Source organism: Aeromonas enterica, assembly GCF_054052465.1.
The window spans coordinates 222,224-246,950 of sequence record NZ_JBSTYL010000001.1; the positions used below are offsets into that span (position 1 = coordinate 222,224).

Annotated in this window: 23 protein-coding genes and 1 pseudogene; 18 read left to right on the plus strand and 6 right to left on the minus strand. The window is 59.9% G+C overall.

Features of this window, described 5'->3' with window-relative positions; genetic code table 11:
• Nucleotides 1-31 precede the first annotated feature (31 nt).
• Nucleotides 32-2,848 carry a TMAO reductase system sensor histidine kinase/response regulator TorS gene (gene torS, locus ACW5XD_RS01115; RefSeq protein WP_456493249.1) on the plus strand — a complete coding sequence of 939 codons (2,817 nt, stop codon included), beginning with the start codon at nt 32-34 and terminating at the stop codon, nt 2,846-2,848.
• 60 nt (nt 2,849-2,908) lie between these two features.
• Here torS and ACW5XD_RS01120 read toward each other — a convergent pair whose 3' ends face one another.
• Nucleotides 2,909-3,196: a hypothetical protein gene (locus ACW5XD_RS01120; protein WP_456493250.1), complete on the minus strand. Its 288-nt coding sequence runs from the start codon at nt 3,194-3,196 to the stop codon at nt 2,909-2,911.
• Nucleotides 3,193-3,423, minus strand: a complete 231-nt coding sequence (locus ACW5XD_RS01125) for a hypothetical protein (RefSeq protein WP_456493251.1) — start codon at nt 3,421-3,423, stop codon at nt 3,193-3,195. The genes ACW5XD_RS01120 and ACW5XD_RS01125 overlap by 4 nt, the downstream gene beginning before the upstream one ends.
• 349 nt (nt 3,424-3,772) lie before the next feature.
• Here ACW5XD_RS01125 and glyA point away from each other — a divergent pair, with 349 nt between their 5' ends.
• From glyA to ribBA, 7 genes and pseudogenes are all read left to right on the plus strand, one after another.
• Entirely contained in the window at nt 3,773-5,026 is a 1,254-nt protein-coding gene (gene glyA / locus ACW5XD_RS01130; RefSeq protein ID WP_456493252.1) for a serine hydroxymethyltransferase, read from the plus strand.
• Nucleotides 5,027-5,134: 108 nt separating this feature from the next.
• On the plus strand, nt 5,135-5,563 hold the full coding sequence (locus ACW5XD_RS01135; protein ID WP_456493253.1) for a hypothetical protein: 429 nt from the start codon (nt 5,135-5,137) through the stop codon (nt 5,561-5,563).
• A gap of 66 nt (nt 5,564-5,629) precedes the next feature.
• Nucleotides 5,630-5,957, plus strand: a pseudogene (locus ACW5XD_RS01140) (NIPSNAP family protein).
• Nucleotides 5,958-6,091: 134 nt separating this feature from the next.
• On the plus strand, nt 6,092-6,541 hold the full coding sequence (nrdR, locus tag ACW5XD_RS01145) for a transcriptional regulator NrdR (RefSeq protein WP_042866644.1): 450 nt from the start codon (nt 6,092-6,094) through the stop codon (nt 6,539-6,541).
• A 56-nt stretch (nt 6,542-6,597) separates the two neighbouring features.
• Complete coding sequence (ribD, locus tag ACW5XD_RS01150; RefSeq protein WP_456493254.1) at nt 6,598-7,707, plus strand: bifunctional diaminohydroxyphosphoribosylaminopyrimidine deaminase/5-amino-6-(5-phosphoribosylamino)uracil reductase RibD; 1,110 nt, start codon at nt 6,598-6,600, stop codon at nt 7,705-7,707.
• A 56-nt stretch (nt 7,708-7,763) separates the two neighbouring features.
• On the plus strand, nt 7,764-8,417 hold the full coding sequence (locus tag ACW5XD_RS01155) for a riboflavin synthase (protein ID WP_456493255.1): 654 nt from the start codon (nt 7,764-7,766) through the stop codon (nt 8,415-8,417).
• A gap of 142 nt (nt 8,418-8,559) precedes the next feature.
• Complete coding sequence (gene ribBA / locus ACW5XD_RS01160) at nt 8,560-9,669, plus strand: bifunctional 3,4-dihydroxy-2-butanone-4-phosphate synthase/GTP cyclohydrolase II (protein ID WP_456493256.1); 1,110 nt, start codon at nt 8,560-8,562, stop codon at nt 9,667-9,669.
• Nucleotides 9,670-9,732: 63 nt separating this feature from the next.
• Here the strand turns inward: ribBA and ACW5XD_RS01165 are convergent, their stop codons facing one another.
• Nucleotides 9,733-10,941: a S1 family peptidase gene (locus ACW5XD_RS01165; RefSeq protein ID WP_456493257.1), complete on the minus strand. Its 1,209-nt coding sequence runs from the start codon at nt 10,939-10,941 to the stop codon at nt 9,733-9,735.
• A 198-nt stretch (nt 10,942-11,139) separates the two neighbouring features.
• Here ACW5XD_RS01165 and ribH point away from each other — a divergent pair, with 198 nt between their 5' ends.
• The 8 genes from ribH to ACW5XD_RS01205 all read left to right on the plus strand — a co-directional run bounded on the left by ribH (nt 11,140) and on the right by ACW5XD_RS01205 (nt 19,517).
• Nucleotides 11,140-11,610: a 6,7-dimethyl-8-ribityllumazine synthase gene (gene ribH, locus ACW5XD_RS01170; RefSeq protein ID WP_005317595.1), complete on the plus strand. Its 471-nt coding sequence runs from the start codon at nt 11,140-11,142 to the stop codon at nt 11,608-11,610.
• Between the two features lie 14 nt (nt 11,611-11,624).
• Nucleotides 11,625-12,038, plus strand: a complete 414-nt coding sequence (gene nusB, locus ACW5XD_RS01175; protein WP_042035824.1) for a transcription antitermination factor NusB — start codon at nt 11,625-11,627, stop codon at nt 12,036-12,038.
• Nucleotides 12,039-12,095: 57 nt separating this feature from the next.
• Nucleotides 12,096-13,055, plus strand: a complete 960-nt coding sequence (gene thiL / locus ACW5XD_RS01180; RefSeq protein ID WP_456493258.1) for a thiamine-phosphate kinase — start codon at nt 12,096-12,098, stop codon at nt 13,053-13,055.
• The gene (locus ACW5XD_RS01185) at nt 13,052-13,546 is read left to right on the plus strand and encodes a phosphatidylglycerophosphatase A family protein (RefSeq protein WP_456493259.1); all 495 of its coding nucleotides are present in this window, start codon (nt 13,052-13,054) and stop codon (nt 13,544-13,546) included. The genes thiL and ACW5XD_RS01185 overlap by 4 nt, the downstream gene beginning before the upstream one ends.
• A gap of 512 nt (nt 13,547-14,058) precedes the next feature.
• Nucleotides 14,059-15,783: a dipeptide ABC transporter ATP-binding protein gene (locus ACW5XD_RS01190; protein WP_456493260.1), complete on the plus strand. Its 1,725-nt coding sequence runs from the start codon at nt 14,059-14,061 to the stop codon at nt 15,781-15,783.
• A gap of 59 nt (nt 15,784-15,842) precedes the next feature.
• Complete coding sequence (locus ACW5XD_RS01195; RefSeq protein WP_456493261.1) at nt 15,843-17,399, plus strand: ABC transporter substrate-binding protein; 1,557 nt, start codon at nt 15,843-15,845, stop codon at nt 17,397-17,399.
• A 98-nt stretch (nt 17,400-17,497) separates the two neighbouring features.
• Nucleotides 17,498-18,472 (plus strand): ABC transporter permease, encoded by a 975-nt coding sequence (locus ACW5XD_RS01200; protein WP_456493262.1) that lies wholly within the window; start codon nt 17,498-17,500, stop codon nt 18,470-18,472.
• Nucleotides 18,473-18,575: 103 nt separating this feature from the next.
• Nucleotides 18,576-19,517 (plus strand): ABC transporter permease, encoded by a 942-nt coding sequence (locus ACW5XD_RS01205; RefSeq protein ID WP_456493263.1) that lies wholly within the window; start codon nt 18,576-18,578, stop codon nt 19,515-19,517.
• 211 nt (nt 19,518-19,728) lie between these two features.
• On the opposite strand, the gene dxs is transcribed toward ACW5XD_RS01205, so the two are convergent.
• Genes dxs through xseB form a run of 3 tightly spaced genes read right to left on the minus strand, consistent with a single transcriptional unit; the run spans nt 19,729 to nt 22,758 of the window.
• Entirely contained in the window at nt 19,729-21,594 is a 1,866-nt protein-coding gene (gene dxs / locus ACW5XD_RS01210; protein ID WP_456493264.1) for a 1-deoxy-D-xylulose-5-phosphate synthase, read from the minus strand.
• Nucleotides 21,595-21,615: 21 nt separating this feature from the next.
• Entirely contained in the window at nt 21,616-22,506 is an 891-nt protein-coding gene (gene ispA, locus ACW5XD_RS01215) for a (2E,6E)-farnesyl diphosphate synthase (protein ID WP_456493265.1), read from the minus strand.
• Nucleotides 22,507-22,758: an exodeoxyribonuclease VII small subunit gene (gene xseB, locus ACW5XD_RS01220; protein ID WP_456493266.1), complete on the minus strand. Its 252-nt coding sequence runs from the start codon at nt 22,756-22,758 to the stop codon at nt 22,507-22,509.
• Nucleotides 22,759-22,977: 219 nt separating this feature from the next.
• Between xseB and pomA the strand changes: the two genes are divergently transcribed.
• Both pomA and ACW5XD_RS01230 read left to right on the plus strand, forming a co-directional pair.
• Nucleotides 22,978-23,736 carry a flagellar motor protein PomA gene (gene pomA / locus ACW5XD_RS01225; RefSeq protein ID WP_456493267.1) on the plus strand — a complete coding sequence of 253 codons (759 nt, stop codon included), beginning with the start codon at nt 22,978-22,980 and terminating at the stop codon, nt 23,734-23,736.
• A 5-nt stretch (nt 23,737-23,741) separates the two neighbouring features.
• Nucleotides 23,742-24,635 (plus strand): flagellar motor protein MotB, encoded by an 894-nt coding sequence (locus tag ACW5XD_RS01230; protein ID WP_456493268.1) that lies wholly within the window; start codon nt 23,742-23,744, stop codon nt 24,633-24,635.
• Nucleotides 24,636-24,727 lie beyond the last annotated feature (92 nt).

A 24,727-nucleotide genomic window follows, 5' to 3' on the forward strand; every position in this document is an offset into this window, starting at 1 on the left:
GTCAAAGCCGACCACAACCAAGGGACTTCCCGTGAGAATCTTTTCCGGCCTGGGTGGCAAGTTGCTGCTGGCTTTCTCCCTGATGGCGCTGCTGACCCTGAGCGCTTCCCTGTTGGGGTGGGTGGGGCTTAGCCATCTTCGCCAGCTGGAGCAGGGGGTGCAGCAGACGCTGGCTGATCAGGAGCTGGCTCGCAACCTGTCTCGCCTCAGTGGCGAGATCCAGAGCTCTTCCCGGCTGCTGGCAACGGCGGCCAGCGAACAAGAGCGTGAGCATCAGGGACGCTTGCTCACCCTGCAGGGACAGCAGCTGCAGCAAGTGCTGGCGCAACTTGGCCGTGGGCAGGATTCAACAAGCCTCGATCAGCTTAGCCAGAGCATCATCGGCAATCTGGGCCAGCAGGGCTGGCTGGTGGGAGAGCGACTGACCCTAGTGGCGCAGGGTGAGGCGCAGCGCGCCCGTCTGGTGGCGGCTGTCGGGCAGATCGCCGAGCTGGCGCGCAGCCAGATGGAGAACGCCGAAACCGTGATGGTGGCGGGATTGGGCTCCCTCTATCAACAGCAAGGGGGGCAGGCAGCCCGGACGCTGGACCGTCTGCTGGAGCAGGATCTCGACTGGCTGGAGCAGATGACCGAGCTGCGTCACCGTACCCTGATGCAGCAGCAGCGTATCGAAGATATGTGGCGCAGCGAACGGCAGGAACAATTGCAGACGCTGTTGCAAGAGGGGCAGCGGGAGCTGGCCATTTTGCAACTGCGGGCCGGGGCGGTGACCGATCCGGCCCGCCGGCAGGCGGTGGAGCAAGCGCTGACTGTGCTGGCACAGAGCGACAAACTGGTGCAACTGCGCAGTGACTGGCTCGGCAAGGGAGAGGCGCTGCGGGTGCTGGCCAGTGCCAATGAGGCCCTGATGAACAGTCTCAACCAGCAGGTCGGTGAGCTGGTAAGCCGTGCCCGCGATTCGCTGGGGGAGAGCCAACAGGCGCTAAGCCAGCGTCTCAGGCTGCTGGAGCAGGCGCTGATGGGGATTGGTCTGCTCACGCTGGTACTGCTGATGTTGCTGATGTGGCGCATGGTCTACGGCCGGATCGTCTGGCCGCTGCAACGGGCGGTGGCGGGGATGAGCCGATTGGCGCGTGGGGATCTGGCCCCTCTTGAGCCGATCGCCAGTGCCGGGCGCGATGAGCTGGCGGAGCTGGGCCGGGCCTTGCAGGTGTTTCGTGACAATGCGGTGGAACTGGGTCGCTATCAGCGGGAGCTGGAGTCGCGGGTCGTGGAACGTACCGAGCAGCTCAGCCATGTCAATGAACGCCTCAACGAAGAGGTGGAGAACCAGCGTCTGGCACGCGCAGAGGCGGAGCAGGCCAACCGCGCCAAGTCGGTCTTTCTTGCCACCATGAGTCACGAGATCCGCACCCCCATGAACGGCATTCTGGGCGGGCTCACCTTGCTGGAAGATACCCGCCTCAGTGCGGAACAGCAGCGCTACCTGGCGGCCATCGAGCACAGCGGTGAATCCTTGCTGGAGATCCTCAACGATATCCTCGACTACTCCAAGATTGAAGCGGGCCATGTGGAGGCACGCCGGGAACCCTTTCCACTGCATCAACTGGCCGATGAACTGAGCGCCCTGTTTCGGCCAAGGGCCGAGGAGAGAGGGGTGACCCTTGAACTGGTGTTTGCGCCGACGTTGCCCCCTGTAGTGGAGGGGGATGCGGGCAAGTTGCGCCAGGTGCTCGCCAACTTGCTGGGCAACGCGGTCAAGTTCACCGATGAGGGGCGGATCCTCCTGGAGGTGAAACCACTCGAGTGTGGCGGCCCCTGTGCAGAGCCTTGCATCCAGTTTGTGGTGAGCGACACCGGGCCAGGCATTTCGCAGGATGAACAGGAGGCCGTGTTTGAGGCATTTCGCCAGCGCAAACGTGATATTGGGCATCAGGGCGGAACCGGGCTCGGGCTTGCCATCAGCCGCAGACTGGTCGCCGCCATGGGGGGAGAACTGCTGTTAGTCAGCCGGCCGGGGGAGGGATGTCACTTTAGTTTCAGCTTGCCACTGCAGCGTTCTACCGCAAATCTGCCCGTTGAAGCACACCCCTTCCACCTCTGTCAGCCCAGGGAGATCCTGCTGGTGGAGGACAATGAGATAAATCGTCTGGTGGCGCAGGGGATGCTGGTACGCCTCGGCCATCATGTCACTTTGGCAGAGGATGGACGCACGGCATTGGCAAGGGTGACCGAGCGTGCGTTCGATCTGGCGCTGCTGGATATCAACCTGCCCGATATGGATGGTCTTGCCCTGCGCGAGGACTTGGCTGCCATCAGTGAAGAGGTGCATAAGCGCGCCTTGCCCGCCATTGCGATTTCGGCCCAGATGTATCCCGAAGATATCCGCCTCTGTCTGGCGGCAGGTTTTGCCGATTTTGTCGGTAAACCGGTGCGATTGGCGGCACTGGCCAGCGCCATTGGCCGTCAATTCCAGGAAGAGGTAGCGTCACAGCCCACGGCCAGCGCGCCCGTTGGCGTCCGGCCAGGAGCGAAAGTGGCAAATCCTGTGCTGGAGGCTGATCTGGCCCTGCTGGGCGGCCAGCGTATTCGTCAGCTCATCGAATTGTTTGAATCACAAGGGGCGACCCTGGTGGCGGCATTGGGACAGTGTGAGGGGATCGAGCGGCAGCGACTGGCCCACAAGCTCAAGGGCAGTGCCCTGGCACTCGGGCTGGCAGAATTTGCCGAATGCTGCGCCGAGCTGGAGGCTGGTGCCGGCGATCCAGCTGAGCTGTCAAGGAAGTTTGATGATGCGGTGGCAGAGCTCAAGCATTGGCAGGCGAGCAACATGCCGGCATCCACCTGAGCGTGCCGGCTGATCGGTTGCCAATGACCGGCTCAGCAGGGCCACATCCATCCATCTTGCTCACTCCTCGTCTCGAAAGAGCGCCTGCTTGCAGCGGGCGCAGATATGCTGACGCCGGAAATCTGCCTGGTAGACCAGGCCGACATCCAGTTGCTGATGATGGCCGCAATGAATGCAAAAGATGATGTCACCATCGACGGCTTCCGGATGCGCCGCCAGATACTGCTCCCGGCTGGGCAGATCCTCCCACGGGGTGGTGACGGACGTCTTGCGGCTACCGGTGTAATAAACCCAATAGAAAACAGCGAATACCGCGACAATCAAAAACAGCATCAGGTGATCCATCATGGTGTACTCCCGGATTGAAAGGGCAGGAAACGCAAAAAGTGTATTGAGCCGCTGCGGGTCGTATAAGCCGTTTTGTTGTTTGCCGTGCTGATGGCAAACGCCCGGGGTGTGGTGGTGCGGAACAGATAATGCAGACCGCTGTGCAGGTTGAGGTCTGGATGAGAGCGTACGCCGGACGGTGCAAATTCAACGCGATTGGGATCTAAGGTAAGTGCCATATCAGGCATCTCTTGCCTCCATCTTGGCTGGGCAACCCGTGTGCCATACAAAGATGTTATCTGTTAGTAAACGCTATATCCATGATCCGGCTCTGGTTTTTGCTGTTTGTTGGCTGTGCTTGCGGCGGTTGGCTGAGCTCTGGGGTACTGAATAGCAAGGAAGGATGCATGGGGAATAGGGCCTTGGCCGACACCCTGACTGAGGGCTGGGTGCCGATGCAGGCTGGGATATTTGCGACGCATTTTACATTTTTTAAACAAATTTTTAGGTGGTTGGACTGTCTCTTTGATCTCGCTCACGTTACAATGCCGCTGCCCACTTCACCTAACGCGCAAACGATTTTCAGGAGAGAAACGGATGTTGAAACGTGACATGACCATCGCAGGCTATGATCCAGAGCTGTGGCAGGCCATCACAGACGAGACCCGTCGTCAGGAAGAGCATATCGAGCTGATCGCGTCTGAGAACTACACCAGCCCCCGTGTCATGGAAGCCCAAGGCTCCCAGCTGACCAACAAGTACGCTGAAGGCTACCCGGCCAAGCGCTACTACGGTGGTTGCGAGTACGTCGACGTGGTCGAAACCCTGGCCATCGAGCGCGCCAAGGAACTGTTTGGTGCCACCTACGCCAACGTGCAGCCTCACTCCGGCTCCCAGGCCAACAGCGCCGTCTACATGGCCCTGCTGCAGCCGGGCGATACCGTGCTGGGTATGAACCTGGCCCACGGTGGTCACTTGACCCACGGCTCCCCGGTGAACTTCTCCGGCAAGCTGTACAACATCATCCCCTACGGTATCGATGAGTCCGGCAAGATTGACTATGACGAAATGGAACGTCTGGCGGTTGAGCACAAGCCAAAGATGATGATAGGCGGCTTCTCCGCCTACTCAGGCGTGGTTGACTGGGCGCGCATGCGCGAAATCGCCGACAAGATCGGTGCCTGGCTGTTCGTTGACATGGCTCACGTGGCTGGCCTCATCGCCGCTGGCGTCTACCCGAACCCGGTGCCCCACGCCCACGTGGTCACCTCCACCACCCACAAGACCCTGGCCGGTCCCCGTGGTGGTCTGATCCTCTCCGCCGCCGATGACGAAGATCTCTACAAGAAGCTGAACTCCGCCGTCTTCCCGGGCGGCCAGGGCGGCCCGCTGATGCATGTCATCGCCGGCAAGGCCGTTGCCTTCAAAGAGGCGCTGGAGCCCGAGTTCAAGACCTATCAGGCTCAGGTGGTCAAAAACGCCAAAGCCATGGCGGCCACCTTCATCGAGCGCGGTTACAAGATCGTCTCCGGCGGTACCGACAACCACCTCATGCTGGTTGACCTGATCGGCCGCGAGCTGACCGGTAAAGAAGCCGATGCCGCCCTTGGCAAGGCCAACATCACGGTCAACAAGAACTCGGTGCCGAACGACCCGCGCTCTCCCTTCGTCACCTCGGGTGTGCGGATCGGTACCCCGGCCATTACCCGCCGCGGTTTCAAGGAAGCCGAGTCCATCCAGCTGACCAACTGGATCTGCGACGTGCTGGACAACCATGACAACGATGCCGTGCTGGCCACAGTGCGCGAGCAGGTACTGGATATCTGCCGTCGTTTCCCGGTTTATGCCTGATACGCCAGAGACTCTGGTATAAAAACAATGCCACCCCAGGGTGGCATTGTTGTTTCTGCTCCGGCCTTGCCATAGGGCTGTACTCATTCGACCGATAGAGGAGGCACCATGCCAGGCCAGAGTGCGAGCACAGATGACGATCTGATCTTGTCCATCCGCGCCCAGTACCATTTTCGTGATAGCCCGGAGGGCCTGCTGGCATGGGATGTGCGCCGTCTGGTACGGCTGAGCCGCGGGCTGCCGGTGCAAGCTGTGCCGCTGGCACAGATTGCGGAGCTCGATAGCGAGCACTGGTACGGACATGGCGAAGCCAGACCCACGGTACGCAGCATCATAGAGCACTGTCAGCTGATGCTGGCCGCCGATCTCGCCTATCCCATCATTCTGGACAGTGCGGGACGGGTGATGGATGGCATGCACAGGGTGAGCAAGGCCTTGATGCAGGGCCACGCCCATATCGATGCGGTGCAGTTTGTGCAGGATCCGACGCCTGATCACACGGCGTGTGACCCCGACGCCTTGCCCTATGACGATTGAGCCCCTGGCCGACTGAGTTCGGCCATACAGCCTTCCAGGCACCATTTTTTAGCAGGAGAAAGCGTGATGAAGCGAGTGCTGGAGATACGGAGCTATCGGCTCAAGGCAGGGAGCCGTGCTGCGTTTCATCGGCTGGTCAGCGAGCAGAGTCTGCCCTTGCACCTTGCCTGGGGGATGGATGTGGTGAGCCATGGTCCCTCCTTGCATGATCCGGACGCCTATTTTCTGATGCGGGCCTACGATGACCTTGAGCATCTGAACCGCTCCCAGGCGGCATTCTATGGGACTGAGGCCTGGCAAACCGAGAGAGGCCATCGTTGCGCTGATCGAGGGTGACGCAAATACTGTGATCTGGTTGTCAGACGCGGCCATAGAGGCGCTGCGTACTGGCTGATATTGCTAAGGTGCATCTGCGGTGACATATTGTTTTTCTGGGCTTTTACCGGCTTTGGATGGCCGTGCTACACTGGCCGGCCAAGATCCTGACCCCGTGGGGCAGGTGCCTTTTCAGTTAACGCCGGAGGTCAGATGCATTGCCCTTTCTGTAGTGCCGTTGATACCAAGGTGATCGATTCCCGTCTGGTGGCAGAAGGCCATCAGGTGCGCCGCCGTCGTGAGTGCCTGCTCTGTCATGAGCGCTTCACCACCTTCGAGATGGCCGAGCTGGTGATGCCTCGCGTCATCAAGTCCAACGGCTCCCGTGAACCCTTCAATGAAGACAAGCTGCGTGCCGGCATACTGCGGGCTCTGGAGAAGCGGCCGGTAAGCATGGAGGCCATCGAGAAGGGGGTCAACCACATCAAGTCCCGGCTGCGGGCCACAGGTGAGCGCGAAGTTGCCTCCCAGCTGGTGGGCAATCTGGTGATGGATGAGCTCAAGGGCCTGGACAAGGTCGCCTATATCCGCTTTGCCTCCGTCTATCGCAGCTTCGAAGACATTCGCGAATTTGGTGAAGAGATCGCCAAGCTGGAGAAGTAAACCCGCTTGCCGGTTGCTTCATCGATCCTATTTTCTCGCCTGAAACGGGAGCCCATATGTTTAGTCAAGATGATTACCAATGGATGAGTCGGGCCCTCGAACTGGCCCGCCGCGGCCGCTATACCACGGCGCCCAATCCTTGCGTCGGCGCTGTGCTGGTGAAAGCCGGCGTTGTGGTCGGTGAGGGATGGCACAAGCGTGCCGGCGAGCCCCATGCCGAGGTCTATGCCCTGCATGCCGCCGGTGAGCAGGCCCGTGGCGCCACCGCCTATGTGACCCTGGAGCCCTGTTCCCACCATGGCCGTACCCCGCCCTGCGCCGAGGCGCTGATCAAGGCCGGGGTGACCCGGGTGGTCGCCGCCATGGTCGATCCCAATCCCGAGGTGGGTGGACGCGGGCTGCGCATGTTGTCTGAGGCCGGCATCAAGACCGACTTCGGCCTGCTCAGCGCCGAGGCCGAGGCACTCAATCCGGGCTTCTTCAAGCGGATGCGCACCGCCTTCCCGCAGGTGACGATCAAGCTCGGCGCCAGCCTGGATGGTCGCACCGCCATGGCAAGCGGCGAGAGTCAGTGGATCACGAGCCCCCTGGCCCGTGCCGATGTGCAGCGACTGCGGGCCCGTCACGATGCGGTGCTCTCCAGTGCTGAAACCGTGCTGGCCGACGGAGCCTCGCTGACCGTGCGCTGGGACGAGTTGCCCCCCTCGGTCAAGGCCAGCTACCCCAAAGAGACCCTGCGCCAGCCGCTGCGGGTCATCGTCGATTCGCAAAACCGGCTCACTCCGGACTTGCCCCTGTTCCAGAGCACAGGCCCGGTCTTGCTGGCCCGCCACAAGGCTGCCGGCGACTGGCCGGCCTGGGTGCAGCAGTTGGAGCTGCCGTTGCTGGATGGCAAGCTTGATCTGGTCAGCCTCTTCATGCTGCTGGCCAAGCAGCACATCAACTCCGTGCTGGTGGAGGCCGGGCCGCGGCTGTGTGGCGCCCTGCTGAACAAGGGGCTGGTGGATGAGCTGGTGCTCTACCAGGCGCCCAGACTGATGGGGGATGAGGGGCGTGGCCTGTTCCATCTGCCCGAACTTACCCGGCTGTTCCAGGCTCCCAAGCTCAACATCAAGGATGTGCGCATGGTCGGCCAAGATATTCGCATTACCGCCAAAATAGCCTGATTTATCAATGTTCAAGGGGGGCAGCGCCTGCCCCCGTCATCAGCAAGGTGATCTGCATGTTTACCGGAATTATCGAAGCGGTGGGAACCCTGGCCGAGCTGCGTCGGCAGGGTGAAGACATGGCTCTTACCGTGCACGCACCTGGTCTCGACTTCAGTGACGTCAAGCTGGGCGACTCCATCGCCACCAACGGCGTCTGCCTCACTGTGGTCGCGCTGGGCGACAAACGCTATACCGCCGACGTGTCGCTGGAAACCCTGTCGCGCACCGGCTTTGCCGAGGCCAGGGTGGGCGATCCCGTCAATCTTGAGAAGGCACTGATGCCCACCTCCCGCTTGGGAGGCCATCTGGTCTCCGGCCATGTGGACGGCATCGGCGAAGTGAAGAGCAAGTCCGCCAGCGGCCGCGCCATCGAATACTGGATCAAGGCGCCGACGGAGCTCTCCCGCTACATCGCCGAGAAGGGGTCGATTGCGGTGGATGGCATCAGCCTGACGGTCAACGCCGTGCAGGGAGACTTGTTCCGCTTGACGATAGTGCCCCACACCGTCCAGGAGACCACCATAGCGCGCTGGAAGCCGGGCCACAGGGTCAACCTCGAGGTGGATCAGATAGCCCGCTATCTGGAGCGACTGATGCAAGGCAAGGCACATGACAGCTCGTCATCGACCTTGACGCTGGAAAAGCTGGCCCAGTCCGGCTTCCTGTAGCGACCGATACCGCGGGAAAAACGCTTTTCTGTGATCTCGCTCCGATTGAAATGGGGCCTTGTGCCCCCATCTAGAGCAGAATAATTCCGTATCAAGCCGAGCCGGCAGGCTCAATCCCCGAAGCATGTTGATGGAGTAGCCCATGGCGCTGAGCACAACCCAGGAAATCATTGCCGATATCAAGGCTGGCAAGATGGTGATCCTGATGGATGACGAAGACAGGGAAAACGAAGGGGACCTCATCATGGCCGCCTCCTGTGTCCGCCCGGAGGATATCAACTTCATGGCCCGCTATGGCCGTGGCCTCATCTGTCTGACCCTGACCCGGGATCGCTGCAAGCAGCTGGCGCTGCCGCTGATGGTGGACCGCAACAATGCCCAGTTTTCTACCGCCTTCACCGTGACCATTGAAGCGGCCGAAGGGGTGACCACCGGCATCTCGGCTGCCGATCGCGCGGTGACCGTACAGGCTGCGGTCGCGCCCAATGCCAAGGCCGCCGATCTGGTGCAACCGGGTCATATCTTCCCGCTGATGGCGCAGGATGGCGGCGTGCTGACCCGCGCCGGTCACACCGAGGCTGGCTGCGATCTGGCCCGGCTGGCCGGTTACGAGGCGGCTTCCGTCATTGTCGAGATCCTCAACGAGGATGGCACCATGGCGCGCCGTCCTGACCTGGAGATCTTCGCCGAGCAGCACGGCATCAAGCTTGGCACCATCGCCGACCTCATCGAGTACCGCAATCAGCACGAGACCACGGTCGAGAAAGTGGCCGAGTGCAAGCTGCCTACCGAATATGGCGAGTTCGACCTCATCACCTTCCGCGACACCATCGACAACCAGGTGCACTTTGCCCTGAAGAAAGGCGAGATCCAGACCGAGCAGCCGACTCTGGTGCGGGTCCATCTGCACGACGTGCTGAGCGATCTGCTGCTGACCAACCGTCACGCCGCCCGCAGCTGGCCGCTGCCCAAGTCCATGGCACGCATCGCCCAGGAGGGCGGTGTGCTGGTGATCCTGGGGGCAGAGGCCCACGGCGAGGAGCTGCTGGCCCGGGTCAAAGGCTTTGAAGCTGCCGACAAGGGGCTGGCACCGGAAGGGGCCAAGTGGCAGGGCACCTCGCGCCGGGTCGGTGTGGGCTCCCAGATCCTCAAGACACTTGGGGTCGGCAAGATGCGGCTGTTGAGCTCGCCGAAGAAATACCATGCCCTCGGCGGTTTCGGCCTGGAAGTGGTGGAGTACGTGGGCGAATAAGCCTGATGCGATGAAATGGATATGAAACAAGGGATGACCTCGGTCATCCCTTGTTGTTTTGCCTTAGCGGCGACGGCGCAACCAGACAAGCGGCAACAGCAACAGGGCTCCGAGACCCATGGCGCCACCACCACCGCCAACATTTGAGGTCGTGGTGGTCGTTGTTGGGTCAGGGGTCTTGGTGGGTTCGCTGGTGAGGCTGATCAAGGCGGCTTCAAGACGCTGACTCGCGCCTCGCTCGTCAGTGACGGTGAGTTCTACCCCCTGCAGGCGAAGCGTGCCGACCGTGTCGTTGCCGTCGGCACGAAGGCGCAGGGCGCAGGTTTGGCCTGCTTCCAGACGGCCGGGACAGCCGTTGCTCATGGCCGGAGCATCACTGTAGACGCCGCTCAGGGTCACAGCCTGATTGCTGCGGTTGGCTAGCAGGTAGTCGGCCCAGCCACTGGTGCCTGAGGGCAGGACGAGGCCGCGGATCGTGGTCAGGGTAATGCCCTGCTGCTGCTCGGTGATCCAGTCACTGAAGGCAGGCGCGTAGACGTAGCCACCGGCGCTGCCGGTTGCACAGGGGAAAGCCCCGTAGCTGGTCACGCCGACCAGCTTGCCGCCATAAGTCAGCGGACCGCCACTGTCGCCTTTGCAGGTGTCCTGACCGGCCAGGCTGCCGGCAAAGATGTGGGTGGTGGTCGGGTCACCGTACCAGTAGTCCCGCTCCCCCCGATAGGCGAGATCCACTGCCAGCAGCTGCGGGCTGGATTTGGTCGCATCGGGGTCGGTGCCACCGTAACCAAGGGCATGCAGCATGGTCGTGCTCCACTGCCAGGTATCCTTGATGACTGGGTCTGCGATGGCGATGGGGGCCTGGGTGACCGGAGTGGCAAGGTGCAGCAGGGCCACATCCGAAGAGGATGGGGGCTCGCCGTTACCCAGATTGCTGAGCAAATTGACATAATACTCGGGGTGCATCAGCACCTGATCGACCTTGCTGCGAATGTGAGGTCGGCTCAGGTCTGTCACTCCGATGGCCACTTCCATGGTGCCGGACTGGGCATCCGCTACGCAATGCGCTGCGGTGAGTACCCACTGCTTGTCGATGAGGGTGCCGCCGCAGAAATTGCTCCAGTTGCCGTTGACGACTTCGCCGACTGCCACCATCCAGCTTGGGGCCGTCACGGCACTGCCGCCGATGATGCGCGGGCTACCACCACCGTCTGCCTGAACAGCCAATGGCAGCAGGCAGGCGACTACGATGCTGCTGCGTTTTAAATCCAACATACTGAACTCCTTGATGTTATTATTTTTAGCCCATGCCAGGGCCACGTATTATTAACAGGTCGGAGCAGTTAATAAAAAGATCAATAGCAGTCTCGTTGTCGAAACTGTGATGCATGTTTTTGTCCGATTCCCCTTTGTGCTAGAATGTGCGCACTTTTGACTCCGGCCCCTTTTGATTGCACAGATACAGGATTTCCAATGAAGGTTATCGAAGGAAATATCGCCGCTCCTGAGGCGCGCGTTGCTATTGTCGTTGCCCGTTTCAACAGCTTCATCAACGAAAGCCTGGTGGACGGTGCTGTGGACGTGCTGAAGCGTCAAGGTCAAGTCCAGGACAGCAATCTCACTCTGGTACGAGTGCCGGGCGCCGTCGAAATTCCCTTGGCTATCAAGAAGTTGGCCAAGAGTGGTCAATACGACGCCATCGTCGCGCTGGGCACCGTCATCCGTGGCGGCACCTACCACTTCGAGCTGGTGGCAAGCGAGAGCAGCAAGGGCATGGCCCAGGTAATGATGGAATATGAGATTCCGGTTGCCTTCGGCGTGCTGACCACAGAAAACATTGAACAAGCCATCGAGCGCGCCGGTACCAAGGCGGGTAACAAGGGTGCAGAGGCTGCACTGAGCGCGCTCGAAATGATCAACGTCCTGAAACAGCTGGACGTGTAACGAGGAGAAGTACATTGAAACCGTCCGAGCGCCGTAAAGCCCGCCATTGCGCCACCCAGGCCATCTACCAGTGGCAGATGACCAGGGCCAACGTGGGCGACATCGAAGAGCAGTTCAAGATAGATCAGGACACCAAGGGTGTGGACCTGAACTACTTCCGCGATCTGCTGTTCGGGGTAGCCCTCCACTGCAACGAGCTGGACAAGGTGTTTTCCCCTTTCCTCTCCCGTCCGCTGGAAGAAGTGGACATGGTGGACAAGGCGATCCTGCGTCTGGCGACCTATGAGCTGACCCGTCGTGATGATGTGCCGCCGCGCGTGGTGATCAACGAAGCGATCGAGTTGGCCAAGGCCTTTGCTGCCGATGACAGCCACAAGTTTGTCAACGGTGTACTGGACAAGGTGATCAAGACGCTGGCCAAGCGCTGATCCTGCTGTCCGTCAGCATTAAGAGAGGAGCCAGCCTAACCGCTGGCTTTTTACTGTATGGGTGAATTTGAGCTGATTGATAAGTACTTCAAGGTCCCCCACGCCCGCAAGGACGTGGTGATGGGCCCTGGAGATGACTGCGCCCTGCTGACCCTGCCGGCCGATACCCAGCTGGCGGTGAGCACGGATACCTTGGTGAGCGGCGTTCACTTCTTTCCCGACATGGATCCGGTGGATCTCGGCTACAAGGCGCTGGCGGTCAATCTGTCCGATCTTGCCGCCATGGGCGCCGAGCCGCGCTGGGTGTCGCTGGCACTGACGTTGCCGGCCATCAACGAACCCTGGGTCGCCGGCTTTGCCGAAGGCTTTCTCGAACTGGCCGAATACTACAACGTGGCGCTGGTGGGCGGGGACATGACCCGCGGCCCGCTCTCCATCACCGTCTCGGTGAAGGGATCCGTTCCTGCCGGTCGTGCCTTGATGCGCAGCGGTGCCAAGGCCGGTGATGGCATCTATGTCACCGGTACCCTGGGGGATGCCGCCTTGGCGCTCTCTCATCTGCTCGGCAAGCGGAGTCTCAACGAGAACCAGCTGGCGGCTGTGTTGCCACGGCTCGATCATCCTCATCCCCGCATTCTGGCAGGACAAGCCCTGCGCGGGCTGGCGAGCAGTGCGCTGGATCTGTCGGATGGGATTTCCTCGGACCTCGGCCATATCCTCAAGGCTTCCGGGGTGCGGGCCCAGATAAACCTTGGTCTGCTGCCCCTCTCGCCCGTGTTGCAGGATGCGGTCTCCGAGCAGGATGCCTGGCAACTGGCGCTGGCCGGTGGTGATGACTACGAGCTCTGCTTCACCGTGCCGGAGGAGCACCGCGGCGCGCTGGATACCGCGCTGGCCAACTGTGGCGTCAAGTTCACCCGCATCGGCCGTATTGTGGCCGGCGAGCCGGGCATCGACTACCTGAGCGGCGAGCAAGCGATTGACCTGCAGTTGAAAGGGTGGGATCACTTCGCATGACCTTTTTTATGATAAGGCCCGAGCTGAAAAGACTGGATCTAAAGAATCCGCTTCACTTGCTGGCAGTGGGGTTTGGCTCGGGTCTCTCGCCCAGGGCGCCGGGCACCATGGGGACGCTGGTCGCCATTCCGCTCTATCTGCTGGTGAGCGGCCTGGCAACGCCCTGGTTCATCGCCTTGCTGGCGGTGGGGTTCGTCGCGGGCATTCGCATTTGCCAGAGTGCCACCGATGCCATCGGCATGCCGGATCACGGTGCCATCGTCTGGGACGAGGTGATCGGTTTTGGCGTGACCATGATAGCGGCGCCGGCCGGTTGGGAGTGGGTGCTGGCCGGCTTCGTGCTGTTCCGGTTGTTCGATGTGTTCAAGCCCTGGCCCATCTCCTGGTTTGATCGCCGGATTCACGGCGGACTCGGCATCATGCTGGACGATCTCATCGCCGGTTTGTTCGCCCTGTTTTGTATGCAATTGCTGGCATACTGGCTGGGATGAATCTCCCCGCATGGGGGGAGCGCCAGTCTGGTGTTCCCCTATATAGCTCTGTTTAGTTTTCATTCACCGGCATATGCTGCCGTTAAAAAATCATTTCACATAAATATTCACTACTCATTCGAAGCTTAATGCTATTGTGCTTATAGTGATTATTCCCGCCTGTTGCGTCCTTGTTGAAAGTAAAAGCACTAAAAATACTTTTCAATGGTTATATAGTCTGGTTATGTGACATAAATCATCATTTATGACTGCTGTAATGGTCGCTGACTGCGCAAAGTATTGCGAAATTGTATAACTCGATCATTTACACTCGCGGTCAAACCGTCTAAGTTACTCGCGGGTTATTCCAAAAAAATGCAAAAAACCCGCCCGGATCGCTGGTTTCGCTGCCTCATGGATTGAGCGTTTATTACTCAAAAAAGCACTCAAGATCAGTACTCAAGGCACAACCGGCATCTGCGGCCGATTTACGGACGAATTATTTGGGACGGATGTCCCCCGCAGAGGTAAACATGTCCTTGCTCGAAGTGAAAAACTTGCGGATCGAGTATCCCTCCCGCTATGGGGTGCTGGCCGCGGTCAAAGATCTCTCTTTGTGTGTTGAAAAAGGGGAGATCGTCGGTGTGGTGGGCGAATCTGGCGCCGGCAAGTCCACCATAGGCAATGCCGTCATCGATCTGCTGAGCCCGCCTGGCCGTATCGCCCGTGGTGACATCTATCTCAACGGTGAACTCATCTCCGGCAAGAGCCAGAACGAGATGTGGGCCATCCGTGGTGCCCGCATCGGCTTCATCTTCCAGGATCCCATGACCTCCCTCAATCCGCTGTTCACCGTTGAGCAGCAACTGGTGGAGACCATTCTTGCCAATACCGAGCTCTCTCGCAACGCCGCCTTTGCCAAGGCGCTCGAGCTGATGGGCGCGGTCGGGATCCCGCAACCAGAATTGCGCATCAAACAGTATCCACACCAGTTTTCCGGTGGCATGCGTCAGCGGGTGGTCATCGCTATCGCCCTTTCCGGCGATCCCGAGCTCATCATCGCCGATGAACCGACCACGGCCCTCGACGTCTCCATTCAGGATCAGATCCTCCAGCTCATCCGCAACCTCTGCAAAGAGCGCCAGGTGGGCTGCATGCTGGTGACCCACGACATGGGCGTGGTTTCCAACGTCACCGACAAGGTGGCGGTCATGTACCGTGGCGATCTGGTGGAGTTTGGCACCACGGAGCAGGTGCTGGGCCGCCCCAATCACCCTTATACCCGCAGCCTCATCTCGGCGGTGCCACGTTCGGACGTCAAGCTGGTGCGCTTCCCGCTGGTCTCCTACATCGAGGATGCCAGTGCGCCGGATACCAATATCGATCTCAAGACCCACTGGCTCGGCCAGAGTCAGGACGAACGCGCCTACGAGGGGGCCCTGCTGCGGGTGGAGAACGTGGATCTGAGGTTTGTCACCAAGGACTCCATCTTCCCGAGCCGCCGCCAGTACGTGCGTGCCTGCAACAACATCAGCTTCGAGATCTTCGAAGGGGAAACCTTCGGTCTGGTGGGGGAGTCGGGTTCCGGCAAATCCACCATAGCCCGTGCCATCACCGGCCTCTATCCGCCCGATACCGGCAAGATCTTCTTCGAGGGGATCGATCTGACGGCTCTGAAAGGGGAGCACGAGCGCCGTCCCCTGCGTCGCCAGATGCAGATGGTGTTCCAGAACCCTTACTCCTCGATGAACCCGCGCATGAAGGTGCGTGACATCATCGCCGAGCCCATCCGTTTCCATAAGCTGGCGGGCAGCGAGAGCCAAATCGAGGGCATCGTCAACGACCTGCTCGATCACGTCGGGCTCGGCCGTGGTGCCGGGGTCAAGTATCCCCACGAATTCTCCGGCGGTCAGCGTCAGCGCATCTCCATCGCCCGCGCCCTGGCGACCCGGCCACGCTTCCTCATCTGCGACGAGCCCACCTCGGCGCTGGATGTGTCGGTACAGGCCCAGATCCTCAACCTGCTCAAGGATCTGCAGCAGGAACTCGGGCTCACCATGCTGTTCATCAGCCACGATCTGCCGGTGATCCGCCAGATGTGCGATCGTATCGGCGTGATGCAGCACGGTCATCTGGTGGAGGTGGCCGAGACCGAAAAACTGTTTACCAATGCCGAGCATGAGTACAGCCGCAAGCTGATTTCCCTCATGCCGGAGTTCAAGGGAATGTCCCGCGAGGGGCTGGAAATCGCAAGCTAGGAAAGCACCGGTTCGCCGGTTTGTCTGTCAATAAAAAAGCCAAAAGCATGGAGAAAGACATGAAGAAAGGATTATCCAAGATTGCCCTGGCGCTGTTCGCCGCTGGTTTCGCGTTTAACGTTTCCGCCGTCGACATCAAGGTCGCCGTTGCCTCGGATGCCACCTCGCTGGACCCGCAGGAGCAGCTCTCCGGTCAGACTCTGGAGATGTCGCACCTGGTGTTCGATCCCCTGATGCGTTACACCCAGGATCTGAAATTCGAGCCGCGTCTGGCCGAGAAGTATGAGCGTATCGATGACAAGACGGTGCGTTTCTTCCTGCGCAAGGGTGTCAAGTTCCACTCCGGCAATGACTTCACCGCCGACGACGTGGTGTGGACCGTCAACCGCCTGAAGTCTTCCGTCGACTTCAAGGCCATCTTCGATCCCATCGCCGAAGTGAAGAAGGTCGATGAGTACACGGTCGATCTGATCACCGCCAAGCCGTTCCCGCTGGTGCTGCAGACCGTTACCTACATCTTCCCGATGGACTCCAAGTTCTACACCGGCAAGACCGAGGCAGGCAAAGAGAAGGGTGAGATCGTCAAGAACGGCGACTCCTACGCCTCCACTCACGTCTCCGGCACCGGCCCGTTCAGCGTCAAGTTCCGTGAGCAGGGCGTCAAGCTCGAATATGCCCGCAACGCCAACTACTGGGACAAGGCCTCCAAGGGCAACGTCGAGAACCTGACCGTGGTGCCGATCAAGGAAGATGCGACCCGTGTTGCCGCCTTGCTGGGTGGGGACGTGGACGTGATCTACCCGGTTGCGCCAAACGATCTGGAGCGCGTCAAGAATGGCAAGGACACCCAGCTGGTGACCCTGTCCGGTACCCGCGCCATCATCATAGAGCTGAACCAGAACACCAACCCGGCGCTGAAAGACAAGCGCGTGCGTCAGGCCATCAACTACGCCATCAACCAGGTGGGCATCGTCGAGAAGATCAACAAGGGCTTCGGTACTCCCGCTGGCCAGCTGAGCCCGAAAGGCTATGCCGGTCACAACGAGGCGCTCAAGCCCCAGTATGATCTGGTCAAGGCCAAGCAGCTGATGAAGGAAGCCGGCTACGAGCAAGGCTTCAAGATGAGCTTCATCTCCCCGGCTGCCCGTTACGTCAACGACGTCAAGATTGCCCAGGCCGTCTCCGCCATGCTGGCCAAGATCAACATCAAGGTGGATCTGAAGACCATGCCGGTGGCGCAATACTGGCCCGAGTTTGACAAGTGCGCCGCTGACATGCAGCTGATCGGCTGGCACTCAGACACTGAAGATACCGCGAACTTCTTCGAGTTCCTGACCTTCACCAAGGACGCCAAGACTGGCATGGGTCAGTACAACTGCGCCGGTTATGCCAACGCAGAGGCTGACAAGCTGGTGATGGATGCCAACGCCGAAACCGATCCGGCCAAGCGTGCCGCCATGTTGCAGAAGGTGGAAGCCATGCTGATCGATGACGCTGCCTATGTGCCGCTTCATTGGGAAGATCTGGCCTATGGCGCCAAGAAAAACGCCGATATCAAGCCGGTGGTCAACGTGATGAACTTCCCTTACTTCGGCGATCTGGTGGTCGGCAAGTAAGCGAAGCACCAAGGAAAGACGGGGCGGGGTGGTCAGCTGGCCACTCCGCCCACTAACAGAAGCCTGTGCCAAGACACAGGCCATGTAGAAGGACAAGCATGTTTACATTCCTGCTGAAACGGTTCTATCAGGCCGTGATAGTGATGTTCGTCATCAGCCTGGTCGCCTTCTCCATCCAGGACAACCTGGGGGATCCGTTGCGCGAGCTGGTGGGACAATCCGTCTCCGAAGCCCAGCGTCACGAATTGCGCGAGAAGATGGGCCTCAACGACCCTTTCCTCATCAAATACAGCCGCTTTTTGAAAAATGCGGTACAGGGGGATCTGGGTACTTCCTATTTCTTCAAGCGACCGGCCCTCGAGGTGATCCTCGACAAGCTGGTGGCTACCCTTGAGCTGGTGTTCGGCGCCGCCTTGATCATCGTTGTGGTCTCCATTCCGCTTGGGGTCTACTCCGCGATCCGCCAGCGCAGCATACCGACCAAGATGATCATGGCGGGGAGCAGTATCGGCATCTCGATCCCGGTCTTTTTGACCGCCATCATGCTGATGTACCTCTTCTCCATCCAGCTCGGCTGGCTGCCCGCCTATGGCCGTGGCGAGACCCGTAACCTGCTGGGCTGGGAGTCGGGCTTCTTCACCTGGGACGGTATCAAGCACCTGATCCTGCCCGCGGTATCGCTCTCTTCCATCATGCTGCCGCTGTTCATCCGGCTGGTGCGCTCCGAGATGCTGGAGCAGCTCTCCTCCGAGTACGTCAAGTTTGCCCGTGCCAAGGGGTTGGACAACAACAAGGTTTACTATCAGCACGCCCTGAAGAACACCATGCTGCCGGTCATTACCGTCGGCGGCGTGCAGATCGGCACCATGGTGGCCTATACCATACTGACCGAGAGCGTGTTCCAGTGGCCGGGGACCGGCTTCCTGTTCCTCGAAGCGATCCACCGGGTCGATACCCCGCTGATCACCGCCTACGTCATCTTCGTGGGACTGATTTTCGTGGTGACCAATACCCTGGTCGATCTGCTTTACGGGTTCATCAACCCGACCGTCAACCTGACCGCCAAGGGGTAACAGATGACCAATGCTGTGACTGTGAGCCGCTGTTTGGCATGGTGCAACCATGCAGGTCGTGTCATCAACCCGGCTATCTACCTGGCTACGAAGGGGTAAGCGCATGAGTAATGCTGTAACTGCGAGCCCAAGCCGTTGGGCTCGATTCAAGAACTCTGACATCGTCTACTACTTCCTGCGCGATAAAGTAGCCATGTTCAGCTTCGCCGTGTTCGTGGTGTTCGTGCTGGCGGCGCTGTTGGCGCCCTGGCTGGCGCCGCACAACGTCTATGACCAGACCAGTTTCGATCTGATGGATGCGGAGCTGCCGCCCTCCTGGCTGGATGGGGGCGAGGCACGTTTCTGGCTCGGCACCGACAACCAGGGCCGCGACATCTGGAGTACCATCCTCTACGGTGCCCGAATCTCGCTGACCATAGGGTTGTTCGCGGTGGGGCTGCAACTGGTGCTCGGTATCGTCATCGGGCTGATCGCCGGCTACTTCGGTGGTCGCATCGACAGCCTGCTGATGCGTTTTGCCGACGTACAGCTGTCGTTCTCCACCATGATGGTGGCCATCATCATCTCCGCCATCTTCCAGGCAACCTTTGGTTCCGAGTTCTACTCGAAGTTTGCCATCCTGATGCTGGTGGTGATCATCGGCATCGCCGAGTGGCCGCAGTACGCCCGGACGGTACGTGCCTCCGTGCTGGCGGAGAAGAAGAAGGAGTATGTAGAAGCGGCCAAGGTGATGGGGTTCCGCGCCCCGCGCATCATGTTCCGTCACATACTGCCGAACTGCCTGTCGCCCATCCTGGTGATCTCCACCGTGCAGGTGGCCAACGCCATCATGAGCGAGGCGGCACTCTCCTTCCTCGGGCTTGGTATGCCGGTGGATCAGCCATCGCTTGGGTCGCTCATCAGCGTGGGCTTCAACTACATCTTCTCCGGCTCTTGGTGGATCACTGCTTTCCCGGGTATCTGTCTGGTGGTGCTGGTGCTGGTCATCAACCTGCTGGGCGACTGGCTGCGGGATGTGTTCAACCCGAAGATCTACAAGGGCTGATAAAAACCAGTCCGCACACTTACTGCGAGGGCGTGATCAAGGCTCATGTGCTGCTCGGAATCCTCACGTATGTCTATACGCTCCGGTTCCTGCGCCGCTCTTCACCTTGCTGACGCCATTATCGCGACAGTGTGTGCACAGGTTTGAAATAATGGATAACAAGAAGGGCGCCATCAGGCGCCCTTCTTTCTTTGCGTGTCAATGTGCTGGGTCAGGCCTGCAGCCAGGCTTCGATGCTGGTTTGAATGCCAGTGCTGTCGAGTCCCAACAGCGCATAGATCTCCTCCTGGGTACCTTGCTCCACGAAGCGATCCGGCAGCCCCAGATTGAGCACAGGCTTGCACCGCTTGTTGCGCATCAGCAGTTCGTTCACCGCCGAGCCGGCACCGCCCATGATGGCATTGTCCTCTATGGTCACGAACTGGTCATGGTTGGTGGCAAGCGACAGCACCAGTACCTCATCCATCGGCTTGACGAAGCGCATGTCCACCAGGGTGGCATCGAGCGCCTCGGCGGCGGCCCTGGCTTGATGCAGCAGGGTGCCGAACGCCAGTATGGCGGTTCCCTGACCTTGGCGAATGACCCGGCCCTTGCCGAGCTCAAGTGCCGTCATCTCGCTCAGGATCTCGGTAGCGCAGCCACTGCCACGAGGGTAGCGCACCGCTGCGGGCTGGTTGCACTGATAGCCGGTGTAGAGCATCTGGCGACACTCGTTCTCGTCGGACGGCGTCATCACCACCATGTTGGGCACGGTGCGCAGGAAGCTGATATCGAACGCCCCCTGATGGGTCGGACCATCGGCACCCACCAGTCCGGCGCGGTCGATGGCGAACAGCACCGGCAGGTTCTGCAGCGCCACGTCGTGGATCAGCTGGTCATAGGCCCGTTGCAGGAAGCTCGAATAGATGGCGACCACGGGTTTCTTGTCGGCGATGGCAAGACCGGCGGCGAAGGTGACCGCATGTTGCTCGGCGATGGCCACGTCGAAGTAGCGATCCGGATACTGCTGGCTGAACTTGACCAGCCCAGATCCCTCGCGCATGGCGGGGGTGATGCCGACCAGCCGTTCGTCTTTGGCGGCCATGTCGCACAACCACTGGCCGAAGATGGCGGAGAAGGTCGGCTTGCCGCCGGCGCTCTTGGGCAGGGCACACTCATCGGGATTGAACTTGGGTACGGCGTGATAGCCGATGGGATCCTTTTCGGCGGGCTCGTAGCCCTTGCCCTTCTTGGTTTTGACGTGCAGCAGCTGCGGCCCCTTGAGGTTGCGCATGTTGCGAAGGGTCTCGACCAGGGCGTTGATGTCATGGCCGTCGATGGGGCCTATGTAGTTGAAGCCGAACTCCTCGAACAGGGTGCCGGGCACCACCATCCCCTTGAGGTGCTCCTCGGCCCGCTTGGCCAGCTCCTTGACCGGCGGCAGACCGGCCAGCACCTTCTTGCCCCCCTCGCGGATGGTGGTGTAGAGCTTGCCCGACATGATGCGAGCCAGGTGGTTGTTGAGCGCCCCGACATTCTCGGAGATGGACATTTCGTTGTCGTTGAGCACCACCAGCATGTCCTTGTGGACATCGCCGGCGTGATTGAGCGCCTCGAAGGCCATGCCGGCCGTGATGGCGCCGTCACCGATCACCGCCACCACCTTGCGCCCCAGCCCTTCGCTCTCGGCCGCCACGGCCATGCCAAGGGCAGCACCTATGGAGGTGCTGGAGTGGCCCACGCTGAGCACGTCGTACTCGCTCTCTTCCCGCCAGGGGAAGGGGTGCAGGCCATCTTTCTGGCGAATGGTGTGAATGCGCTCGCGCCGACCGGTCAGGATCTTGTGGGGATAGGCCTGATGGCCCACGTCCCACACCAGCCGATCGAAGGGGGTGTTGTAGACGTAGTGCAGCGCCACCGTCAGCTCGACTGTGCCAAGGCCGGAGGCGAAGTGACCGCTGGAGCGGCTCACCGAACGCAGCAGATACTCGCGCAGCTCTTCGCACAGAATGGGTAGCCGCTCTTTGGGCAGGGATCGCAACTCGACCGGCGTATCCGCGAGGGCCAGGTTGGGGAAATTGCTTATATCAACGCTCATATTGTTACTGTTATCCAGCGTTTAGTGGGTTCGCTCGATGATGTAATCGGCAAACGCTTCCAGAATGTCGGTATTGTAGGGCAAAGATTGCAAGGCTGTTAAGGCTTTACCGTGCAGTTCGCGAGCCAGCTCACGGGCATTGTCGAGTCCGAGCAGTGCTGGATAGGTGCTCTTCTCCTGTGCCAGATCCGAGCCTTGTGGCTTGCCAAGAGTGGCGGTATCGCCCGTAATGTCGAGGATGTCGTCCTGCACCTGGAAGGCCAGTCCGATGGCGGCTGCGTACGTTTGCAGTGCCGCCAGGGTCACGTCGTCCACGTCAGGCTTGCACAGAGCACCCAGTGCCACGGCGCATTCGATCAGGGCGCCCGTCTTGTGGCGATGCACCTGCTCCAGCTCGGGCAGGCTGATCTGGCGGCCTTCAGCCTGCAGATCCAGCGCCTGACCACCACACATGCCCAGATATCCCGAGGCGCGGGCAAGCGCGCTCAGCATGCGTACCCGGTTGGCCATTAGTTCGGTCGGCATGGGATGATCGGCCAGAATGGCAAAGGCCTGGGTCTGCAGGGCATCGCCGGCCAGGATGGCGGTGCCTTCGTCAAATGCCTTGTGCACGGTCGGTTTGCCGCGACGCAAGTCGTCGTTGTCCATGGCGGGCAGGTCGTCGTGCAGCAGGGAGTAGGCGTGGATGCACTCTACTGCGGCGGCTGGGCCATCCAGCAGCTCGCTCTTGACGCCCAGCATCTCGCCCACGGCGTAGACCAAGAAGGGCCGCACTCGCTTGCCGCCCAGCAGCAGGCCGTAGCGCATGGCATCGCGCAGACGGGGTGCCATGGCGGGCAAGGATTCAAGTTGTGCAGACAGACAGTCGTCAATACGTTGACGATGCAGACGGGAAAAGTCGTCCAGCGTCACTCATTCCTCTCCTTGCTCTGGCTGGAAGGGGGCCGCGTGCTCTGTGCCATCGGCCTGAGTCAGCAGGATCTGGATCTTCTGTTCGGCCTGTTCCAGCTTCTGCTGGCCAGCCCGCACCAGATGAACACCCTGTTCGAACTGCTTGAGCGCCTCTTCCAGCGGTAAGGAACCTTGTTCCAGTTGATGAACTATGGTCTCCAGCTCTTCCAGAGTGGCATCAAAACTCAGGCGGTCGATTTTTTTACTGGCCATGTTCATCCTCGGGGATTGAAAAAAACGGCTTATCTTAACATCGACGGAGGGCAGGGGGGAGGCTGAAAAGTGCGGTCGACTTAAACTCTCGGAAAAGTGGCCGATAATAAGCCATCTTGTGAACAAGGAAAAATGTGGCGGCCCTTGCCGCTGATGAGCCAATAGCAGAAAATTCAACAAATTGCAGACACAACAAATTCAGCTGACAGGAGTAGGGATGTGGATCTAGGTAGTCTGATTGGCATAGTGCTGGGATTTGGAGTCGTAGTGTACGGCATGCTGCTGGGGGGGCCCATGAGCATGTACGTCGATATGCCTTCCGTCTACATCACCATACTGGGTTCCCTCTTTATCTGCATGATGAAGTTCAACATCGGTCAGTTCCTGATGGCGTTCAAGGTGGCAGGCAAGGCGTTCATCTACAAGGGCGACAAGCTCGACGATCTCATCATCAAGGCGGTTGAACTGGCAGATGCGGCCCGCAAAGGGGGGTTCTTGGCGCTGGAAGCCGCCGAAGTGCCGAATGGCTTCATGAAAAAAGGTATCGACATGCTGGTGGACGGGCACGACGCCGATGTCATCCGCGCCGTGATGGAGAAGGACATTGAGCTCACCGCCGAACGGCACGTCATCGCCATCAAGGTCTTTCGTGCGTTAGGGGATCTGGGGCCCGCCATGGGCATGATAGGCACGCTCGTGGGACTGGTCGCCATGCTGGCCAACATGAGCGATCCCAAATCCATAGGCCCTGCCATGGCGGTGGCCTTGCTCACCACACTCTATGGTGCCATTGAGGCCAACATGATTGCGATCCCCATCGCCGACAAGCTGGAGCTGCGTAGCGGTGAAGAGCAACTGAGCCGCTGTCTTGTGCTGGACGCCATCATGGGCATTCAGGATGGTCAGAACCCGCGGGTGATACAATCCATGCTGCAAAATTACCTGAACCAGTCCAAACGCAACAATGGCAGCGAGTAATCCCCATGGCTAAGTGCAAGTGTCCGCCACCTGGTCTGCCCGGTTACATGGGCACCTTTGCCGATCTGATGTCGCTGTTGATGTGCTTCTTCGTGCTGCTGCTCTCCTTCGCCGAGATGGATGTGCAAAAGTTCAAGCAGATCGCCGGCTCCATGGAGAAGGCGTTCGGGGTACAGAATATTTTGGAGGTCAAAGACATCCCCAAAGGGACTTCTGTCATCGCTCAGGAGTTCAGGCCGGGTCGCCCCGAGCCGACGCCTATCGATACCATCATGCAGCAGACCATCGACATGACCCAGACCGAACTGGATTTCCAGCCCGGTGATGCCGATCAGGCCGGAGGCCATGACAAAAGCGAAGACAAGCTGGTGGGGGGGGATACCCAACAGAAAGCGCAGAAACAGCAGGAGCAGTCCAACGCGCTGGCCAAGGAGCTGGCGGAACAGATGAAGGCGCAGATCCAGGATGGCGCCATAGAGGTGGAGGCGCTGGGTCAGCAGATTATCATACGGATCCGCGAGAAAGCGGCTTTCCCGGCCGGTTCCGCCTTTCTGCAGCCCCAGTTCTGGCCCGTGGTGCGCAAGGTGGCGACGCTGCTCAAGGATGTGCCAGGGGAAATTACCATCTCGGGTCATACCGATAATGTGGCCACCGAAGATGAGTTGTTTCAGTCCAACTGGGAGCTCTCTTCCCAGCGTGCGGTGGCGGTGGCCCATCAGATGATCAAGGTACCCGGCTTCGATGGTGGGCGACTGGTGGTGCAGGGCATGGCGGATTCCCAGCCGCTGGTGCCGAACACGACCCCGGAAAACCGGCGCATGAACAGGCGGGTGGAGATCGCCATCATGCAGGGTAAACCGACAGTATCGGCGCCAATCGGCGTCTCTGAGCAGAAGTAGTATTGATGGCAAATCGCGATCCGGCTCGCAGGGACTGACATGGATTTTGTGCCAGCTTCATATTAAGATGCCTCATCCGAACCGATAGCTGC

Excerpts from the sequence above, each read along its gene's own strand:
- ACW5XD_RS01125 (WP_456493251.1), bottom strand. The coding sequence starts at position 3,423 with ATGCCTGATATGGCACTTACCTTAGATCCCAATCGCGTTGAATTTGCA.
- ACW5XD_RS01165 (WP_456493257.1), bottom strand. The coding sequence starts at position 10,941 with ATGTTGGATTTAAAACGCAGCAGCATCGTAGTCGCCTGCCTGCTGCCA.
- nrdR (WP_042866644.1), top strand. The coding sequence starts at position 6,092 with ATGCATTGCCCTTTCTGTAGTGCCGTTGATACCAAGGTGATCGATTCC.
- ACW5XD_RS01155 (WP_456493255.1), top strand. The coding sequence starts at position 7,764 with ATGTTTACCGGAATTATCGAAGCGGTGGGAACCCTGGCCGAGCTGCGT.
- thiL (WP_456493258.1), top strand. The coding sequence starts at position 12,096 with ATGGGTGAATTTGAGCTGATTGATAAGTACTTCAAGGTCCCCCACGCC.
- ACW5XD_RS01185 (WP_456493259.1), top strand. The coding sequence starts at position 13,052 with ATGACCTTTTTTATGATAAGGCCCGAGCTGAAAAGACTGGATCTAAAG.
- ACW5XD_RS01200 (WP_456493262.1), top strand. The coding sequence starts at position 17,498 with ATGTTTACATTCCTGCTGAAACGGTTCTATCAGGCCGTGATAGTGATG.
- ACW5XD_RS01190 (WP_456493260.1), top strand. The coding sequence starts at position 14,059 with ATGTCCTTGCTCGAAGTGAAAAACTTGCGGATCGAGTATCCCTCCCGC.
- ACW5XD_RS01120 (WP_456493250.1), bottom strand. The coding sequence starts at position 3,196 with ATGATGGATCACCTGATGCTGTTTTTGATTGTCGCGGTATTCGCTGTT.
- ribBA (WP_456493256.1), top strand. The coding sequence starts at position 8,560 with ATGGCGCTGAGCACAACCCAGGAAATCATTGCCGATATCAAGGCTGGC.
- ACW5XD_RS01230 (WP_456493268.1), top strand. The coding sequence starts at position 23,742 with ATGGCTAAGTGCAAGTGTCCGCCACCTGGTCTGCCCGGTTACATGGGC.
- glyA (WP_456493252.1), top strand. The coding sequence starts at position 3,773 with ATGTTGAAACGTGACATGACCATCGCAGGCTATGATCCAGAGCTGTGG.
- ribH (WP_005317595.1), top strand. The coding sequence starts at position 11,140 with ATGAAGGTTATCGAAGGAAATATCGCCGCTCCTGAGGCGCGCGTTGCT.
- dxs (WP_456493264.1), bottom strand. The coding sequence starts at position 21,594 with ATGAGCGTTGATATAAGCAATTTCCCCAACCTGGCCCTCGCGGATACG.
- ACW5XD_RS01135 (WP_456493253.1), top strand. The coding sequence starts at position 5,135 with ATGCCAGGCCAGAGTGCGAGCACAGATGACGATCTGATCTTGTCCATC.
- ribD (WP_456493254.1), top strand. The coding sequence starts at position 6,598 with ATGTTTAGTCAAGATGATTACCAATGGATGAGTCGGGCCCTCGAACTG.
- xseB (WP_456493266.1), bottom strand. The coding sequence starts at position 22,758 with ATGGCCAGTAAAAAAATCGACCGCCTGAGTTTTGATGCCACTCTGGAA.
- ACW5XD_RS01195 (WP_456493261.1), top strand. The coding sequence starts at position 15,843 with ATGAAGAAAGGATTATCCAAGATTGCCCTGGCGCTGTTCGCCGCTGGT.
- ACW5XD_RS01205 (WP_456493263.1), top strand. The coding sequence starts at position 18,576 with ATGAGTAATGCTGTAACTGCGAGCCCAAGCCGTTGGGCTCGATTCAAG.